This is a genomic window from Marinomonas epiphytica, assembly GCF_054780655.1.
Genome location: NZ_BAAGVX010000038.1, coordinates 350974 through 368110 on the forward strand (window position 1 = coordinate 350974; position 17137 = coordinate 368110).

General features: G+C 42.4%; 18 protein-coding genes. 17 read left to right on the top strand and 1 reads right to left on the bottom strand.

The genetic code is table 11. The features are described 5' to 3' along the window. Window positions 1-4: 4 nt before the first annotated feature. From radC to ACYVGZ_RS14150, 11 genes are all read left to right on the top strand, one after another. Window positions 5-679, top strand: a complete 675-nt coding sequence (radC, locus tag ACYVGZ_RS14100; protein WP_460756887.1) for a RadC family protein — start codon at window positions 5-7, stop codon at window positions 677-679. A 106-nt stretch (window positions 680-785) separates the two neighbouring features. Next, complete coding sequence (locus tag ACYVGZ_RS14105; RefSeq protein ID WP_460756890.1) at window positions 786-1664, top strand: hypothetical protein; 879 nt, start codon at window positions 786-788, stop codon at window positions 1662-1664. A 200-nt stretch (window positions 1665-1864) separates the two neighbouring features. Beyond that, the gene (gene rpmB, locus ACYVGZ_RS14110; protein WP_013659714.1) at window positions 1865-2101 is read left to right on the top strand and encodes a 50S ribosomal protein L28; all 237 of its coding nucleotides are present in this window, start codon (window positions 1865-1867) and stop codon (window positions 2099-2101) included. An 11-nt stretch (window positions 2102-2112) separates the two neighbouring features. Continuing rightward, the gene (gene rpmG, locus ACYVGZ_RS14115) at window positions 2113-2283 is read left to right on the top strand and encodes a 50S ribosomal protein L33 (protein ID WP_011978459.1); all 171 of its coding nucleotides are present in this window, start codon (window positions 2113-2115) and stop codon (window positions 2281-2283) included. A 132-nt stretch (window positions 2284-2415) separates the two neighbouring features. After that, window positions 2416-3231, top strand: coding sequence for a bifunctional DNA-formamidopyrimidine glycosylase/DNA-(apurinic or apyrimidinic site) lyase (gene mutM / locus ACYVGZ_RS14120; protein WP_460756893.1), 816 nt, complete (start codon window positions 2416-2418; stop codon window positions 3229-3231). 268 nt (window positions 3232-3499) lie between these two features. Continuing rightward, window positions 3500-4495 (top strand): BMP family lipoprotein, encoded by a 996-nt coding sequence (locus ACYVGZ_RS14125; RefSeq protein WP_460756896.1) that lies wholly within the window; start codon window positions 3500-3502, stop codon window positions 4493-4495. Between the two features lie 164 nt (window positions 4496-4659). Then, the gene (locus ACYVGZ_RS14130; protein ID WP_460756898.1) at window positions 4660-6207 is read left to right on the top strand and encodes an ABC transporter ATP-binding protein; all 1548 of its coding nucleotides are present in this window, start codon (window positions 4660-4662) and stop codon (window positions 6205-6207) included. Next, window positions 6204-7301, top strand: coding sequence for an ABC transporter permease (locus tag ACYVGZ_RS14135; RefSeq protein ID WP_460756901.1), 1098 nt, complete (start codon window positions 6204-6206; stop codon window positions 7299-7301). The genes ACYVGZ_RS14130 and ACYVGZ_RS14135 overlap by 4 nt, the downstream gene beginning before the upstream one ends. 9 nt (window positions 7302-7310) lie before the next feature. Next, entirely contained in the window at window positions 7311-8279 is a 969-nt protein-coding gene (locus ACYVGZ_RS14140) for an ABC transporter permease (RefSeq protein WP_460756903.1), read from the top strand. A 1-nt stretch (window position 8280) separates the two neighbouring features. Further along, the gene (gene cdd, locus ACYVGZ_RS14145; protein WP_460756904.1) at window positions 8281-8682 is read left to right on the top strand and encodes a cytidine deaminase; all 402 of its coding nucleotides are present in this window, start codon (window positions 8281-8283) and stop codon (window positions 8680-8682) included. Window positions 8683-8939: 257 nt separating this feature from the next. Next, window positions 8940-11030 carry a methyl-accepting chemotaxis protein gene (locus ACYVGZ_RS14150; RefSeq protein ID WP_460756907.1) on the top strand — a complete coding sequence of 697 codons (2091 nt, stop codon included), beginning with the start codon at window positions 8940-8942 and terminating at the stop codon, window positions 11028-11030. A gap of 51 nt (window positions 11031-11081) precedes the next feature. Here the strand turns inward: ACYVGZ_RS14150 and ACYVGZ_RS14155 are convergent, their stop codons facing one another. Next, window positions 11082-11468 (bottom strand): hypothetical protein, encoded by a 387-nt coding sequence (locus ACYVGZ_RS14155; RefSeq protein WP_460756909.1) that lies wholly within the window; start codon window positions 11466-11468, stop codon window positions 11082-11084. A 199-nt stretch (window positions 11469-11667) separates the two neighbouring features. Between ACYVGZ_RS14155 and ACYVGZ_RS14160 the strand changes: the two genes are divergently transcribed. The 6 genes from ACYVGZ_RS14160 to ACYVGZ_RS14185 all read left to right on the top strand — a co-directional run bounded on the left by ACYVGZ_RS14160 (window position 11668) and on the right by ACYVGZ_RS14185 (window position 17093). Then, window positions 11668-11898 (top strand): Trp family transcriptional regulator, encoded by a 231-nt coding sequence (locus ACYVGZ_RS14160; protein ID WP_460756912.1) that lies wholly within the window; start codon window positions 11668-11670, stop codon window positions 11896-11898. Beyond that, a complete protein-coding gene (locus ACYVGZ_RS14165) occupies window positions 11895-13298 on the top strand; it encodes an anthranilate synthase component I family protein (protein ID WP_460756914.1) in 1404 nt (467 codons plus the stop codon). The genes ACYVGZ_RS14160 and ACYVGZ_RS14165 overlap by 4 nt, the downstream gene beginning before the upstream one ends. A gap of 10 nt (window positions 13299-13308) precedes the next feature. Then, window positions 13309-13971 carry an anthranilate synthase component II gene (locus ACYVGZ_RS14170; RefSeq protein ID WP_460756917.1) on the top strand — a complete coding sequence of 221 codons (663 nt, stop codon included), beginning with the start codon at window positions 13309-13311 and terminating at the stop codon, window positions 13969-13971. 235 nt (window positions 13972-14206) lie between these two features. Next, window positions 14207-15178 carry a transposase gene (locus ACYVGZ_RS14175; protein WP_460756920.1) on the top strand — a complete coding sequence of 324 codons (972 nt, stop codon included), beginning with the start codon at window positions 14207-14209 and terminating at the stop codon, window positions 15176-15178. A gap of 42 nt (window positions 15179-15220) precedes the next feature. Continuing rightward, window positions 15221-15568 (top strand): MerR family transcriptional regulator, encoded by a 348-nt coding sequence (locus ACYVGZ_RS14180; RefSeq protein ID WP_460756923.1) that lies wholly within the window; start codon window positions 15221-15223, stop codon window positions 15566-15568. Window positions 15569-16007: 439 nt separating this feature from the next. Beyond that, window positions 16008-17093 (top strand): TRAP transporter substrate-binding protein, encoded by a 1086-nt coding sequence (locus ACYVGZ_RS14185; RefSeq protein WP_460756926.1) that lies wholly within the window; start codon window positions 16008-16010, stop codon window positions 17091-17093. The last annotated feature ends 44 nt before the right edge of the window (window positions 17094-17137 follow it).

Genomic DNA, 17137 nt, shown 5'->3' on the forward strand with positions numbered 1-17137 from the left:
GATCATGAGCATCAAGCATTGGCCTGAACAAGATAGGCCTCGGGAAAAACTCATCAATCTTGGCCCCTCAGCGTTAACAGACGCAGAGTTGTTGGCTATTTTTCTGCGTACTGGGAGCCAAGGGTTTAGCGCCGTAGAACTTGCCCGGCTTTTATTGACCGAATTTGGCGGGTTGCGTTCCCTACTTTCTGCCAGTCGTGAAGAATTTTGCCAAGGGTATGGCTTGGGGGATGCTAAATACACTCAATTACAAGCCGTGATGGAAATGTCAAAACGTCACTTATTGGAACAACTGCAAAGAGACACTATCTTTGCGAGCGCAGACCTAGTTCGACAGTATTTAGCTTCTCAGCTTAGGCATGTGCAACGAGAAACGTTTGCTGTGCTGTTTTTGGATTCGCAACATAGGCTCATTCAATACCAAGAGCTGTTCTTTGGTACGATCGATAGTGCTGCAGTGTATCCGCGAGAGGTGGTTAAGGCCGCATTAAAGCATAATGCGGCGGCGGTTATTTTAGCTCATAACCACCCCTCGGGGGTGGCTGAGCCAAGTCAGGCGGACATCGCCATTACGGAAAGAATTAAGTCGGCATTACAACTGGTGGATATTCGTTTACTGGACCACTTTGTAGTGGGAGAAGGAGAGCCCGTTTCGCTTGCAGAGCGTGGTTGTGTGTAACTCATAGGGTGGGCGAAAATGTGCGAAAACAGTGCGGGTGTGGTATTAATTGCAAATAGGGGAGATTACTCTTTATAAAACTCTGGATAAAAGAGCTCTGATAGTTATGAAAAATACACAAATTATATTTTTAGCATTTGGGCCTCGATTGGATCTTTATACCCAGATACACTTTGCATTACGCTCGATTCAAATGTGGGGCGAGGAAGGCTATACCGTAACGCTTCTTACGGATAGAGTAGATAGATTTGCGACCTTAAAAGATGAAGTGAACATTCTTCCTTTAACTGCGGATCAAATGCAGGCTTGGAGGGGGAGACATGATTTTATGTGGCGTATAAAAATGAAGGCCATCGAGCATGTTGCTAACATTTATCCAAATGACCATGTTCTCTATTTTGATTCTGATGTAGTCATCGGCAAGCCATTAACGAATATTTTCAAGGGTTTGGAAAATAATCAGTTTTTTATGCACAAAGCGGAGAAAGTCATTGCTGACTCCCCATCCAGCAAAGATAAAAAACTGACTCGAGCCTTGCAGGGGTTCGCATCCCAAAACTATCAATTTGATGGAACAACTCAAATGTACAATGCCGGCGTAATTGCAGCGCCTGCTGAAAGAGCCTCAACAGTTTTAGCTGATGCCATCGAATTGTGTGATGCGCTGTGTGAGACAGCAGCAGATAAAACCTTTCTGGAGCAGTTAGCTTTTTCAATGGCCTTTTATCGTACTGGTGGCTTGCGAGAAGCGGCTGCTGAAGTTATTCATTACTGGGGAAACAAGGACAATTGGAACCGAATTGCTGAAGTCTTTTTTATTGAATCACGTTTGGAGAATAGAACAAAGGCTGAAGAACTTGACGCGATTAAACAGATCGATGTGAGCGCCACGCCTTATTATTACCGCATCCAGGCTACCAACAGAAGGCTCAAAAAACTGATAGATAAATGTTTTGGTAAGGAGAGGAAAACATTTTTTGGATGATCGCTATACAGGAGTTTCTTTAAAATAAGAGTCAGTTGATCAAAAAATTAACAAAAAGTTTGCTCATTCAGTCGGCTTATGGGAGAATGCGCGCCGCTATATCCTCGGTATGGGATTTATTTGAATCATTCGGATTCATGCTCCGCCTGAGGAAGTGAAGCGCACTTCCAACAATTTCTGGATAGCAAAAGGTATTTAATATGTCTCGCGTATGTCAAGTTACTGGGAAGCGTCCTGTTACAGGTAACAACGTTTCTCACTCAAAGCGTCGCACAAAGCGCCGTTTTCTTCCTAACCTTCACTGGCACCGTTTTTGGGTAGACAGTGAAAACCGTTACGTTCGTATCCGTGTATCTTCAAAAGGTATGCGTATTATCGATAAAAAAGGCATCGATGCAGTTCTTGCTGACATGCGTGCTAACGGCGAAAAAGTATAAGGAACTGAATTATGGCTTCTAAAGGCGCTCGCGATTTAATTCGCATGGTATCTTCTGCTGGTACTGGTCATTTTTACACAACTGACAAGAACAAGCGAAATACTCCAGACAAGCTTGAAATGAAAAAGTTTGACCCTGTTGTACGTAAGCACGTTATGTACAAAGAAGCAAAAATTAAATAATTTTTGCTTCTGCAAACAGAACCGACTCTTGCAGTCGGTTTTTTTGTATCTGAAGTTTATGACTAGCTGTGAAAGAACATATAAAAGCGTTAACTTGTCATAGTCATTTGCGATTATTTGGTGAGGTAAACTGTGCCCGAGTTACCAGAAGTAGAAACGACACTGAAAGGTATTGAACCTCATATTGTCGGTAAGGTAGTAGAGCGTGTAGCTATACGTCAACCTAAATTACGTTGGCCCATAACGACAGGTCTAGCTGAGCAAATACAAGGTCAGGAAATTCTCCACTTAACTAGGCGTGGTAAGTACATTGGTATACATACGCCAGCTGGCACGATGATTATCCATTTAGGTATGTCAGGAAGCTTGTATCTGGTGGATAGTGAGACCCCGCCAATGTTTCATGATCATGTTGATATCTGTTTGTCTGGTGAATTATGGCTCAGATATACCGACCCAAGGCGGTTTGGGGCCATTTTATGGACTCAGCAGGACTGGTTGAATCATGAGCTATTGGTAAGCTTAGGGCCTGAACCGTTATCGGACGATTTTACTGCAGAACAACTTTATCAAAGAGCCAAAGGTCGTAAAGTACCTATAAAAACTTTCATTATGGACAGCAAGGTCGTGGTAGGGGTTGGTAACATATATGCCAATGAGGCTTTGTTTATGGCTGGTATCCGTCCTACTAGAATGGCAGGTAGTATCAGTAAAGCAAGGTTGAGTAGGCTAGTTGATAGTATTAAGCAAGTTCTTGCCCAAGCGATAGAACAGGGCGGGACAACGTTAAAAGACTTTGTCGGCGGTGACGGTAAACCGGGCTACTTTAAACAACAGCTTTGCGTTTATGGCCGTGCCGAGCAAGCATGTGTTTCGTGTGGCAGGACATTAAAAGAAATACGTTTAGGTCAGCGTAGCACAGTGTTCTGTGCAAACTGCCAAACATAGAGACTTGTGAACGGGCTTATTTAAAAGGACTGTACGTTTTATGCGGCACAAGATTTGCTGGTTGAAATACGAAGGGGCTTTTTCAGCTCTTTTAGGCAATTTAAACCGGAAAAAGATGAAAATTTGATCTGTTTTTTATGTTAAATGCACTAAAATAATGGATTAATTTTGAATTTCGCATTGCTGTATTGCACGAATAGGTATATTTTTTGACCGTATGGACAGGTAAACTGTCTAACTATAATTAAAAAAGAAAAGAGGAATTGGAATGAAAGCTGTCTTTTTGGCGTCTGTAACAGCGCTTGCCATCTCTACAACTGTAGCTCACGCGGCTAACACAAAGCCTGCAGTAGTTTATGATCAGGCAGGTAAGTTTGATAAATCCTTTAACGAGGGCGTGTTTAATGGTGTACAGCGTTATACCGCTGATACCAGCATCCAAGTTCGTGAATTTGAACCTAAGAATGAGGCGCAGGTAGAGCAAGGACTACGTCGCTTAGCGAAACGTGGTTACTCTCCGATTGTTGCCGTAGGTTTCTCAATGACGTCAGCTGTAGAAAAAGTAGCGAAAGACTTTCCTGAAATTCATTTCAGCATTATTGATGGTGTTATCGACTTACCTAATGTTCAGTCTATCGTATTTAAAGAACATGAAGGTTCGTTCTTAGTTGGTGCATTGGCTGCTATGGCATCGCAAACTGATACAGTCGGTTTTGTGGGGGGGATGGACATTCCTCTTATCCGTAAGTTTGGCTGTGGTTACGAGCAAGGCGCTAAGTACATCACGCCAAATGCTAAAGTAATTCAGAATATGACAGGTTCGACTGGTGCAGCCTTCAATGACCCAACTAAGGGTTCTGAGCTAGCGAAAAGCCAATTCTCACAAGGCGCTGATGTCGTCTTTGCAGCAGCTGGTGGTACCGGTATCGGTGTATACCAAGCAGCGAAAGACGAAGGTAAATTTGCTATTGGTGTAGATTCAAACCAAAACCACTTGCAACCAGGCACAATGCTGTCTTCTATGGTGAAACGAGTCGACCAAGCAGCATATAACGCCTACAGCGAAGCGGAAGCAGGTCAATGGAAAGCTGGTTTTACAGTACTTGGTCTAGCCGAAAAAGGGATTGATTGGGCTCTTGATGACAATAACAAGAATCTGATTACTCCAGAAATGAAAGCCAAAATGGATGAAATCACAGCTAAAATTATTAGCGGTGAAATTAAAGTACACGATTACATGGCAGACAGTACCTGCTCATACTAATCGTATGATAAGCAGTTGCTCACTTACTTAGTGGGCAACTGCTTTTTTGTTTATAAGCATCTAGTTTTTAGATGCTCTAAATATAAGCTTGCAACCGCTATTAACAATTTTGACTCTGTCACCTTGTTTTGGTGCAGCTTAATTTAAAGCAGACGAATTTAAATATGACGAATAACATCCCCTACGCAATAGAATTGCGCGATATAAGCAAACGCTTTGGAGCCGTTCAAGCTAATAAAGATATTTGCTTACAAATCCCTGCGGGCACAATACACGGTATCATTGGTGAAAACGGAGCAGGTAAATCGACCTTAATGAGTATAATTTATGGCTTTTATGAAGCCGACTCAGGTTACATTGAGGTTGATGGTAAGCGGGTTAATATCCGCAACTCTCAGGACGCTATTAACGCCGGTATTGGCATGGTTCACCAGCACTTTATGTTGGTTGACAACTTCACTGTGCTAGAAAATGTTGTGCTAGGTGCGGAAGGTGGGTCGTTACTAAAAGAAGGAATGGAGGCTGCGCGTGTAGAGCTGCAGCGTTTAGCCCAAGAATACAGTTTAGACATAGATGTGGATGCCGTTGTGGAAGAGTTGCCTGTCGGCCTACAGCAACGAGTGGAGATCCTTAAAGCATTGTATCGCGGTGCCCGGGTTTTAATTCTAGATGAACCGACAGGAGTGTTAACGCCACAAGAAGCTGATCACCTTTTCCGTATCTTAAAAGCTTTAAAAGAGCAGGGTGTGACGGTTCTGTTAATCACCCACAAGCTGCGTGAAATTATGGCTTCCACTGATAATATATCCGTGATGCGCCAAGGGCAGATGGTGGCAGACAGAAAGACCTCAGAAACCTCTACGGATGAGCTGGCTGAGCTTATGGTGGGCAAAAAAGTCCGTCTAGTTGTGAACAAAGAAGAGGCAACACCAGCTCAAGTATTATTGAATGCAAAAGACTTGAGCCTTTTTGATGGCCAAGGTGTAAAACGCTTGAAAGAGGTTTCCTTGCAGCTCAAAGCCGGTGAAATCTTAGGTATTGCGGGCGTGTCTGGCAATGGGCAAAGCGAGCTGTTAAATGTGTTATCTGGCATTGAGACGATGAGCGAGGGGGAGATTACTTTCTCAGGGCAAACGATCAATGCTCAGAATCCTAAAAATGCGGCACAAATGCGAGAGCTTAAAATGGCTCACGTGCCAGAAGATCGCCATAAAATGGGGCTAGTGACCGGCTTCGAAGCCTATGAGGCTGCGGTACTTGGTTATCATAACTCATCCGACTATAACGGTAAGGTTCTCATGAATCGCTCAGTAATGTTGGACGAGTGTAAAGAGCGTATGGCGGATTGGGATGTGCGTCCGCCAAATCCACATTTGAAGACCGCAAACTTCTCCGGTGGTAACCAGCAGAAGATCGTTATCGCTCGTGAAGTAGAGCAAAACCCTGATGTTCTACTGATTGGCCAGCCAACACGTGGTGTTGATATTGGCGCCATTGAAAATATACACGAACAAATTGTGAAACTTAGAGACTCAGGTAAAGCGATTTTGCTTGTGTCGGTAGAATTGGATGAAATCATGGCATTAAGTGACCGCATCTTAGTGATGTTTGATGGGGCTGTTGTGGGTGAGCTAGATGCGAAAGAGGCAAATGAGCGTACTCTCGGTTTAATGATGGCGAATGCCTATAACGAAGAAGGAGAGACGGCATGAGTCAACCGAAAGTGCCTGTATGGGTTAATGTTGCGTTAATTCCTTTTATTAACATAGTGTTAGCTTTTATCGTCTCTGGCCTTGTGATTTTAGCCATCGGCGAGAATCCAATTGAAGCGGCCGGTTATCTAATTTACGGTGCCTTTGGCTACGATGAAGGTGTGGGCTATACCCTTTATTACGCAACCAACTTTATTTTTACTGGCTTAGCTGTGTCTGTGGCATTTAAAGCTGGCTTGTTTAATATCGGTGGTGAAGGTCAGGCTTACATTGGGGGCTTGGGTGTTGGACTGGTCTGCTTGGCATTTGACCACACCCTACCTTTCATAGTGATAGTGCCTCTCGCTATTATTGGCGCCGCGGCATTTGGTGCTGCATGGGCTTATATTCCGGCGTATCTGCAAGCTAAGCGTGGTAGCCACATTGTTATTACAACCATTATGTTCAACTTCATTGCATCGTCTTTGATGGTTTATCTAATGGTTAACTGGCTAAAAGAAGATGGCCGTATGGCGCCTAATAGTCGTACTTTCGATGAAAACGCGTGGCTACCTTACCTGCATGAGTTGTTATCTCCACTCGGCATTGATATTGGTGATTCTCCTTTGAATATGGCCTTTATTTGGGCGCTTATTTGCTGTGTATTAGTGTGGGGACTCATTTGGCATACTCGCTGGGGCTATCAGCTACGCACATTGGGTACTAACCCGACTGCTGCCAAGTACGCTGGCATCAATACCGTTCGCGTTACTATATGGGTAATGTTGATTTCAGGTGGCTTAGCGGGTTTTGTGGGTATCAACGAAATTATGGGCGTTAATCACAATCTATTACTGAACTTTACGGCTGGCTATGGTTTTGCTGGTATCGCGGTATCTTTAATGGGGCGTAACCACCCAATTGGTATTATCATGGCGTCTGTTTTATTCGGTGCCTTGTATCAAGGTGGTGCAGAACTGGCGTTTGAGCTGCCAAGCATCACACCTGAAATCGTGGTTGTTATTCAGGGTCTAGTTATTCTTTTCTCAGGGGCACTTGAGCATATGTTTAAAGACCGTATCGAAGGCTTTTTTATTCGTAGATCAGTGGCCTAGGAGAAAGATATGTTTGAGACACTCATACTGATTTTAGATGCCACAATGCGTGTGGCAACCCCATTATTATTAGCGGCTTTAGCGGGCTTGTATGCTGAGCGTTCTGGTATCGTCGATATTGGCTTAGAAGGTAAAATATTAGGCAGTGCTTTTGCCGCTGCTGCAGGGGCAGCCGTTTATGGGTCTGCTTGGGTTGGCTTAGGCTTTGGTATTTTAGCGTCTATATTCCTAGCATTGATTCATGGCTTTGCGTGTATTACGCACCGAGGTGACCATATTGTATCGGGGGTGGCTATTAATACCGTCGTTGCGGGTTTAACGGTGACCTTAGGGCTTGACTGGTTTGGTTTGGGTGGGCAAACACCTACCTTAGCAGGTGATGCTCGCTTTACTTCTATTACCTTTCCGTTTGCCGATGCATTAGCGGATGTTCCTGTTATTGGTCTGATTTATTCAGAGCTGTTAAGTGGTCACAACATTCTGGTTTACTTAGCTTTTCTGATGGTGCCAGCAACTTATTGGGTGGTGTATAAAACTCGCTTTGGTTTGCGTTTACGTGCTACTGGCGAAAACCCACATGCAGTCGATACAGCGGGTATTTCCGTGGCTCTCGTCCGTTATCGTGCCATGATCATTTGTGGTGTTTTGTGTGGTTTAGCGGGAGCTTATCTGTCTACCGCCCATAATGCCGGTTTCTTAAAAGATATGAGTGCTGGTAAAGGTTACATGGCCTTGGCGGCGTTAATCTTTGGTAAATGGCGTCCCGTTCCTGTTTTGTTTGCTTGTTTGTTATTTGGTTTCTTAGATGCGGTTGCTGTTCGCTTACAAGGGGTTGTTTTACCTGGTATTGGCGAAGTGCCAGTTCAGGCTATCGAAGTGCTTCCGTACGTTCTAACCGTGCTTTTACTCGCTGGCTTTATTGGTAAAGCGGTTGGGCCAAAAGCCGTAGGCCGCCCTTATGTGAAAGAGCGAGCTTAGTATGAGAAACAACAATGAGACACTGCTTCAGCTAGCTGAAGATGCAATGGACAAAGCGTATGCTCCTTATTCTAAGTTTTCTGTGGGAGCGGCTATTGAAACAACGGCAGGGAAAGTATTCTCTGGTTGTAATGTAGAGAATGCTTCCTACCCAGAAGGTACTTGTGCGGAAGCGGGCGCTATTGCAGCTATGGTCATGGCTGGCGAAAAACAGATAAAGGACATATATGTAATGGGTAAGGGCGATCAGCTCGTTACTCCTTGCGGTGGTTGCCGCCAGCGAATTCGCGAATTTGCTGTAGCAGAAACGCAAATACACATCTGCGGTCCTCAGGGAGTGCGTAAATCATTAACTATGAATGAGTTGCTACCTTTCTCTTTTGGTCCTGAAAATCTAGATTAGATCGATTGCGCCAATCCTTAAGCCCCTCCCGGACTAATCTCTGCGAGGGGCTTTTTATTGCGTTTTGCTTTGAGCGTGGGAATTATCGATGAATAGCATATATAAAAGATTTTAAGAAAAATCATCTACTTCATATGGAACAATGAGTTAGATTTCATTAAAATTGCGAACTTACAAAAAATTACACAGTGGGTTTTCGCTATTTAGCCAATGTAACAACTCCACTATTCTCTTTAACTATACAGGAGCGTTGGTTAATGAAGTCCATTCAAATGAAAATTGCTTTAGTTACAGGGCTGACTACTTTAGTCGCTATTTTGTGTTTATCGTCATTTTCTTTTATATCAAATAAGCAATTACATAATAGTGTACAGCACAGTACGCAAAAGTTGGTGGATGAGCTCTTTAAAAAGCAATTAGAGGGACATTTAGAAAATAGTGCTCAGCACATCAGTAATTTAATGCAGCAAGCATTACTTATGACTCAAGAGCAAGCTCGGACTTTTGCTAGTTTAAAAAAAAGCGCTGAATCCCAAGGAACGGTGAACGTCCTTAGGCATAATATTAATACCATTCTTAAAGACACAATTGTCTCAACTCCAAATGTAATTGGTGTGTATACAGCATGGGAGCCAAACGCTCTCGATAACGAGGACAGGCACTATAAAAACCAAGTAACTGAAGGTTATGACCATACCGGTAGGTTAGTGCCATATTGGACTTTGTCGACCAACGGAGCACCTAAAATTGAAGCTTTGCTCGGTTATGATAACGAAAGTTATTATTCATGCACTCGATTCTCTAAGCAAAGTTGTTTGCTGGATCCTTATTCTTACCCCGTTAATGGGGTCGATACAATGATGACCTCTATCGTCAGTCCCATTCTAGATAGTGGTAGATTCTTGGGTATTGCAGGGGTAGATATTTCTTTAAAAAGCTTTGAGAGTGTTGCTCAGGACTTGAGTAAGGCGCTTTACAATGGGCAAAGTCAAGTCTTCATTATTAGCCGAAATGGGACAGTTGTATCTGATAGTAAAGGAGTTCATTCTGGTGACAATATTAAAGACATTCTCAATGAGCACACAGATCGTATTGTGTCTTCAATGGAGAATAGTTCATTCGAATTGTTATCTGATGACGAAAGCCCAACTATTAGCGCAGTTAATAGCATAAAAATTGGTAAGGGGTTAGATAGCTGGGGTCTTTGGGTGAGTGTACCAAAGAAAATTGTGATGGCTGACTTTATAGCTTTAAATCAGTCAACTAATGAGAAGCAGTTCTCTCAGGGTATATGGATTATAGTAGCAGGCTTGTTGATAACTGCTTTATCTATTACCTTAATTTGGTGGTTTTCTGGAAAAATCTCTAAACCAGTTGTGGTGCTTACGAACTTTATGAAGCGAGTTGCTGACGGTAATTTTCGGGAAAGAATAGAGCACTATTCTACTGATGAAATTGGTCAATTAAGTCATGCATGTAATCAGTTTCTAGATCAGATTCAGCCACTTTTAAAGCAAGTGGTTATCTCAAGTGAGCATATTTCTAAACTTGCAGAGCAGTCTGCTAAGATTTCTTCTGAAACTTTGCAAGGTGCAAGCCAGCAGCAGGGCGATGTTATTCAGCTTGCTTCAGCTTTGACTGAATTAAGTGCAACAGCCCAAAATGTAGCGGATAACACAATCACTTCTGCACAATCAACAAATAATATGAGAGGGAACGCGGCGCAAGGTCAAGAAGTGTTACATCTATCAAATTTATCAATGGCTGCCTTATCTGAAAATGTGAAATATTCGGGACAGGTGATAGATCGAGTGAGTCAGGATAGCCAAGAGATACAAACAGTTATGGATGTAATTCGCGAAATTGCCGAGCAAACGAATTTGCTGGCGTTGAATGCTGCAATAGAGGCTGCTCGGGCTGGAGAGCAAGGCCGTGGTTTTGCCGTAGTGGCTGATGAGGTTCGCTCACTTGCCAAACGGACGCAGGACTCAACGTCAGCCATACAAGAAAAAATTGAGAGGTTGCAAGCCAGTGCCATAGAAGCTGTAAACGCTATGAAGCAGGGCAGTGAAAAGGCTATAGAGTCGGAATTAAGAACGAATGAGGCGAATCAGAAGCTTAAAGAGATTCTCGACAACATTGAGGAGCTGAATGACCTAATTATTCAAGTTTCTAGTGCTGCTGAACAACAAAGAAGTGTTACTGACAGTATTAATGCAAATGTTAATAACATTACTACAATTGCAAGCCAAACTGCATCTGGGGCGACAAGTACAAATGAAACAAGCTTGGAATTAGAAAACCACGCAGAACATATGAAGGGACTTGTTAGCCAATTTAAGCTATAGCTCTAATTGAAGGACCCTAGCAACTACAAGCAGGGTCCTTTCTTAATGGTATTAATGCACCATATTTAGCTTTAGTAGGTTATAGGTGTACAGGCAGAAGAATACAAACAGAATGACTAAACATAATTCGTAAAGCCCTTGTGGGAAGCATCGAGTTTTATGTTGAGCCTTGCTAGTGAGCTTTTGCAGGAAAGAAGGCAGAAGCTCTGTTTTTAGCAGAGGAAGGCTTGTAAGCATCATGAGCAATCCTGAAACCAAAGAAGCATTCCCCCATAGTTCGCCAATATGCTGAGCCCCATACCAAAAAAAATTCCAAACGCCTCCTAAAAAAGCCGCAGCAGCTAAGATTCCTTGCCATTTTCTGACCCAGCCTCGAAGAGGGCTAGGCACCGAAAGTAGCAATATAACCACCATAAGTACGGCCATTAAAATGCCCATTAAAGATCTCCAAAATAATTGAACTCAACGTTAGACGCCAAATTATGTAATTTGTTACATGGATCTAGCAAAAAATTCTTATAGGGTAAACTTTAATGTAAAGCGGTGTTGCGGTATTTGTCTTTTTCAATTATTGTACTTTTAGATATCTGTACTAGTACGTAAGTGCAGAAGTAACAGTGTAATCAGAGTGAGACACATGAAAGACCTTATTCAGTTCTTAAAAGCCTCGGCAGATGACAACGACCTTGAAAAGCGTTTGACAGCCCTGCTGACCCCAAATGAATTAAGTGAGTTACAACACAGATTAGAAATTTTTGCTCTTCTAGAAAAAGGTTTACCCCAAAGAGAAATTGCCAAGCAACTGGGTGTGGGTATCGCCACTGTGACCCGCGGCTCGAGAGCATTTAAGGAAATGGCACAAGCATGACAACAAATAAAAAGCCGGTTCGCATTGAGCTGCCGCGAAAACCTAAATACATCACGATCAGTTCTGACTGCGATTTTTTTGAATTATTTAAGAAAATTGAAAAGCAATTTGACCAGTGTTTTATGCTGGAGTCCTTAGGCGAAGAAAGTTTTATTTCGCGTCATTCCATTATTGGTTTTGACCCCGAAAAACTGATCTGGGCAGAGGGCAAGAAGCTGTATATTCAAGAAAGAGACGGCAGTACAGAAGTCTATGAGTCTGATAACCCTTACTACTTATTGCGTGATATTGTCCCTCAAAATATTCTATCCAGAGGGTTTGCGGGAGGGTTAACGGGTTATATTGGTTACGATAGTATGAACTACTTCGAGCCCAGTTTAGACTTGCAAGCAAGTGAAATGTTTGACGCTTTTCGCTTTGGTTTGTTTAAAGATGGCTTGATCTTAGACAAAATGACAGGGGAAGTATTTTACTTTTACTATGATGATAATCGAGTTGATCTTGTTAACCAGTTAATGTCAGAGAATACGCCCGAAAATGGCTCTCTTGTTGTTCGCCCTGCTGGTGAATCTATGACTAAGCAAGACCACGCCCAAGCAGTTGCTAACGTTAAGCAAGATATCATCGATGGCAAAATCTTCCAATGTGAAGTCGGTTTCAAAAAATGGTTCGACTTAGAAGGCGATACCGTAAACCTCTACGAACAACTGCGAGAAGTGAACCCCTCTCCACAGATGTATTACATCAAATTTGGTGACCAAAAAGTTATTGGTGCGAGCCCTGAGCTTTTGTTTAGAGTGCGCCAAGGAGAAATGGAGACATTTCCTCTTGCGGGAACGGCAAAGCGAGGAGCTAATGAAACTGAAGATACAGCATTAGCACGGGCGTTATTAAATGATCCAAAAGAAATAGCAGAGCACAATATGATTGTCGACCTACATCGAAATGATATTGGTCGTGTTGCTCGCTTCGGGACAGTGAAAGTTCGTAGCCTAATGGATATCAAACGCTTTAGTCACGTTCAGCACATTTCTAGTGAAATTGTCGGCATTATGTCTGAAAAACATGACATGTTCTCCGCATTAGCCAGTAATTTCCCTGCGGGTACCTTAACTGGAGCGCCAAAAATAGAAGCCATGAAAATCATTGATAACCTAGAAAGTGATGGCCGCGGACCTTATGGCGGAGCAGTAGGGCAGTTTTCTTTTAACGGTGATTGCATGTTTGCTATTCCTATACGTACTGTATTTGCTAAAGGTCAAAGAGCCTATGTGCAAACCTGTGGTGGTAATGTATATGATTCAAATGCTGAAGATGAGTATGAAGAAATTCAGCGTAAATTTGCAGGTACAAAGCGAGTGCTTGACAGCTTCGCCCCTTCAGTAGATCAAGACAAGTAAGAGACACAGTATGAAAGTATATATTATCGATAATTATGACTCTTTTACTTACAACTTGTACCAATTTATTGGCGAAGTATTAGAGTCCGAAGCGAGCAAAGGTTCGCTTAGTGAATTCGAGGTAATTGTAAAACGTAATGACGAGGTTACATTAGAAGATATTCGAAAAGCCTCCCCTGACCGAATCATCATTTCACCTGGACCTGGATCGCCTGATGATAAATCTTACTTCGGGGTATGTGCAGACGTTATTCTTGAATTTGGAAAAACGACGCCATTAATGGGGGTGTGTCTTGGCATGCAGGGGATTTGTCATGTTTTTGGCGGCAAAGTTGTAAAAGCTCCCTTGCCTATGCATGGTAAAACCAGCCCTATATCCCATAATGGGCAAGGCATCTTTCATGATATTCCAGATCAACTAGAAGTCATGCGATATCACTCTCTTATTGCGCAAGCAGAGAGTTTTCCTGATGAACTAGAAGTCACCGCTGCAGTGGGTGGTTTACAAGAAAAGAACTTCAACAACCATAGCTTGATTCAGCAAGGTGGGGAGTTCGAAATCATGGGTGTTCGCCATAAGCAATACCCCATTCAAGGTATCCAATTTCATCCTGAGTCCTTCGCAACAGAGGGTGGCAAAGATCTAATTAAAAACTTCCTATTCCAATCCTAACTACCCCAAGGGTGCTTCACTGCACCCTCTACCTTCCAACCAGGACAGGCACCTCTGCGAACTCCTAACTAGGAACACATAACTTGGACAGGCACATAACTTGGACAGGCACATAACTTGGACAGGCACATAGTCTAGTCAGGACAGGCATATTTAATTTCATCGTGGATAACGCTTTGCTGTTTCTTAGCTATAATTAAAAAATATTTTCTCAGGGAAGAGGAGTATTACCACCATGCCTACTGCTAGAAACCAACAAATTTGTCTTGAAGATACCCCTTATTACCACTGTATTTCTCGTTGCGTAAGAAGGGCTTATCTTTGCGGAGAAGATCACGCTAGCGGAGTAAGTTATGAGCATAGAAGAGAATGGGTAGAAAAGAGGCTTTGGTTTCTTTCTAAAGTGTTCTCAATTGATATTTGTGCTTATGCCGTCATGCAAAATCATATTCATGTCGTTCTTCATATAAATTCTATTGAAGCTGAGCATTGCTCGTTAATGGAAGTAATAATGAGATGGCATCGGCTGCATAAAGGAACGTGCATTACTCAGAAATTCTTACGTGGCGAGCCTTTAGATAGCGGAGAAAAACGCTTGTTAGAAACTCTAGCGGAAACATACCGAAATCGATTAGCGAGTATCAGCTGGTTTATGAAAGAGTTGAACGAGCCGATTGCTCGTTGGGCTAATACAGAAGACGACTGTACCGGGCATTTCTGGGAAGGAAGGTTCAAATCTCAGGCTTTATTAGACGAGTCTGCACTGATGGCATGTATGGCTTATGTGGATTTAAACCCATTGAGAGTTAAAGAGAGTGAATTACCTGAAAAATCAAATTTCACAAGTTTTAAGCAACGAGTCATTAGCGCTGAAAAAGGCAACCAGCCTGTATGTCTATTTCCTTTCTTAAGTCACTTAGAGCAAGCTCATCAAATAGGTTTGCCATTTGCCTTGCAGGATTACCTTACGCTTGTAGACATAACTGGAAAAGCTATTTGCGTTAATAAAAAAGGCGTTATAGATATGTCAGCACAACCCATATTGCAGCGAATTAATGTGACAACGGAGTGTTGGTTACTATTAGCAAATAGTTTTGAAAAAAATACTAAAAATATTGTCGGGCAAGAGGCTTCTGTTAATCAATATTGTCTTGCTCATAATCGGCGCAGACGACTTGATAAGAAAAGTATTATAAAGGCGGCGTAATAAGGTTGAGCATGAATTTACCTATGCTTTTTGGAGGAGACTATGTTTATCGGAGAAGTGTCTAAGCTAGCAGGTATCTCAGATAGAGTGATACAGAAATATATAAAGGTAGGGCTTCTTGAACCTAACACTAAAAACGGAAGATACAGGGTGTTTAGTGATGAGGACCTTAAAATGATTATGATGATTAAACAGGCGCAATCTTTTGGTTTTCAGTTAGTTGACCTTAGAAGGCAAGTTGAATCGTGCGATGTAATGAACTTAGATGCACTTCGTGGTGCAATTAATTCGCTAATTAATAGAAAAATAATAGGCCTATCGCAACAGGCGAATGAACTCTTAGAAAAAGTTGGTTATCTCGAAGAGTTCCAAAATGAACTACAGGAGTAGCATAAAAATCATTGATTGGATGGACAGGCATAATTACTGTAACTGAGCATGGTTACTAGCTCGAATCCGTTGCTACGTCTTAGTGGCTGCCTTTTGGTGGCTTTAGGCTCCCGTTTGTCTTCCTATATTAAGAAGTGGGGGTGCCTGTCCGACTAAGTCGTTGTGTGTCTGTTAGCTGAACTATTAATTAGTAGGTATTAATACGTAGTTTTGTGCGTAGTTTTCCAAGCGTTTTCGGTATTCGTACGAATTGTTTGCACTTTTTATTCAAGGGATTATTAGTCTTGCTTTAACTGTTCAACAAAAATAATCGAAGTGAAGCCATCTTTAGCATTGCTAAAGCAAATAAATAGGAATTTACTCTGCTTTATTTGCCAACTGCTATTATGCTGTAAGGTGTAAAAACACTTCTTAACTTGATAGCAGGATGATAAAAACAATGAAATCCTTAAAGATTACTTCTCTCGTTGCTGCCGCAGCAGTAACAATCAGTGCTTTCTCTTTACCTGCATTTTCTGCAGATCGTGTATACAAGTTGAAGATGGCCGAAACTTGGTCTTCTAATTTCCCTATTTTTGGTGATGCACCACGTAATATGGCTCGCATTGCAGAGGAAATGTCTAACGGTCGTTTAAAAATCACAATCGACTCTGCTAACAAACATAAATCACCATTTGGTGTTTTTGATATGGTTCGTTCTGGTCAATATGATATGGGTCACTCCGCATCTTATTACTGGAAAGGCAAGGTTCCAAACACTCTATACTTCACCACAATGCCTTTCGGTATGACAGCACCTGAGCAGTATGGCTGGTTCTACTACGGTGGCGGTATGGACCTAATGCAAAAAGTCTACAAACCATTTGGCCTATTGTCTTTCCCAGGTGGTAACACTGGTAACCAAATGGGTGGCTGGTTCCAAAAAGAAATCAACTCTCTTGAAGACCTTCAAGGTCTGAAGATGCGTATTCCTGGGTTTGCTGGGGAAGTGATGGCTAAGTTAGGTGCTAAACCAACAAACATTGCTTCTGGCGAACTTTACACAGCGCTTGAGCGTCGCACAATTGATGCTCTGGAGTGGGTTGGACCTTCTCTAGACCTTCGTATGGGCTTCCATAAAATCGCGCCATACTACTACACTGGTTGGCATGAGCCTGCGACAGAGCTTCAGTTCTTAGTTAACGAACGTACTTGGAAAAAACTTCCAGACGACTTACGCGCCATCTTGAATACGTCGATGAAGCTAGCGTCATATGATATGTACATCCAGTCTTACCATGAGAGTGCTGAGAACTGGGTTACTATGAAAACTGAGTACCCAAATGTAGAAGTGAAAACTTTCCCACACGATGTTTTGGTAGCAATGAAAAAAGCTAACCAAGAATTGTTAGATGAGAAAGCAGCCGCTGATCCATTAGCAAAAGAAATTCTAGACTCGCAAGCAGCTTACATGGAGAAAGCTCGAGTATGGACTAACATTTCAGATCGCGCATACTTGGACAGTGTTGACGCTCTAGCAGACTAACCTCATTTAAAACGGGAGCATTATGGCTCCCGTTTTATCATTTT

What these genes read in the sequence shown, in the direction of transcription:
- radC (WP_460756887.1), top strand. Translation starts at nt 5, where the DNA reads ATGAGCATCAAGCATTGGCCTGAACAAGATAGGCCTCGGGAAAAACTC.
- ACYVGZ_RS14105 (WP_460756890.1), top strand. Translation starts at nt 786, where the DNA reads ATGAAAAATACACAAATTATATTTTTAGCATTTGGGCCTCGATTGGAT.
- rpmB (WP_013659714.1), top strand. Translation starts at nt 1,865, where the DNA reads ATGTCTCGCGTATGTCAAGTTACTGGGAAGCGTCCTGTTACAGGTAAC.
- rpmG (WP_011978459.1), top strand. Translation starts at nt 2,113, where the DNA reads ATGGCTTCTAAAGGCGCTCGCGATTTAATTCGCATGGTATCTTCTGCT.
- ACYVGZ_RS14125 (WP_460756896.1), top strand. Translation starts at nt 3,500, where the DNA reads ATGAAAGCTGTCTTTTTGGCGTCTGTAACAGCGCTTGCCATCTCTACA.
- ACYVGZ_RS14130 (WP_460756898.1), top strand. Translation starts at nt 4,660, where the DNA reads ATGACGAATAACATCCCCTACGCAATAGAATTGCGCGATATAAGCAAA.
- ACYVGZ_RS14135 (WP_460756901.1), top strand. Translation starts at nt 6,204, where the DNA reads ATGAGTCAACCGAAAGTGCCTGTATGGGTTAATGTTGCGTTAATTCCT.
- ACYVGZ_RS14140 (WP_460756903.1), top strand. Translation starts at nt 7,311, where the DNA reads ATGTTTGAGACACTCATACTGATTTTAGATGCCACAATGCGTGTGGCA.
- cdd (WP_460756904.1), top strand. Translation starts at nt 8,281, where the DNA reads ATGAGAAACAACAATGAGACACTGCTTCAGCTAGCTGAAGATGCAATG.
- ACYVGZ_RS14150 (WP_460756907.1), top strand. Translation starts at nt 8,940, where the DNA reads ATGAAGTCCATTCAAATGAAAATTGCTTTAGTTACAGGGCTGACTACT.
- ACYVGZ_RS14155 (WP_460756909.1), bottom strand. Translation starts at nt 11,468, where the DNA reads ATGGGCATTTTAATGGCCGTACTTATGGTGGTTATATTGCTACTTTCG.
- ACYVGZ_RS14160 (WP_460756912.1), top strand. Translation starts at nt 11,668, where the DNA reads ATGAAAGACCTTATTCAGTTCTTAAAAGCCTCGGCAGATGACAACGAC.
- ACYVGZ_RS14165 (WP_460756914.1), top strand. Translation starts at nt 11,895, where the DNA reads ATGACAACAAATAAAAAGCCGGTTCGCATTGAGCTGCCGCGAAAACCT.
- ACYVGZ_RS14170 (WP_460756917.1), top strand. Translation starts at nt 13,309, where the DNA reads ATGAAAGTATATATTATCGATAATTATGACTCTTTTACTTACAACTTG.
- ACYVGZ_RS14175 (WP_460756920.1), top strand. Translation starts at nt 14,207, where the DNA reads ATGCCTACTGCTAGAAACCAACAAATTTGTCTTGAAGATACCCCTTAT.
- ACYVGZ_RS14180 (WP_460756923.1), top strand. Translation starts at nt 15,221, where the DNA reads ATGTTTATCGGAGAAGTGTCTAAGCTAGCAGGTATCTCAGATAGAGTG.
- ACYVGZ_RS14185 (WP_460756926.1), top strand. Translation starts at nt 16,008, where the DNA reads ATGAAATCCTTAAAGATTACTTCTCTCGTTGCTGCCGCAGCAGTAACA.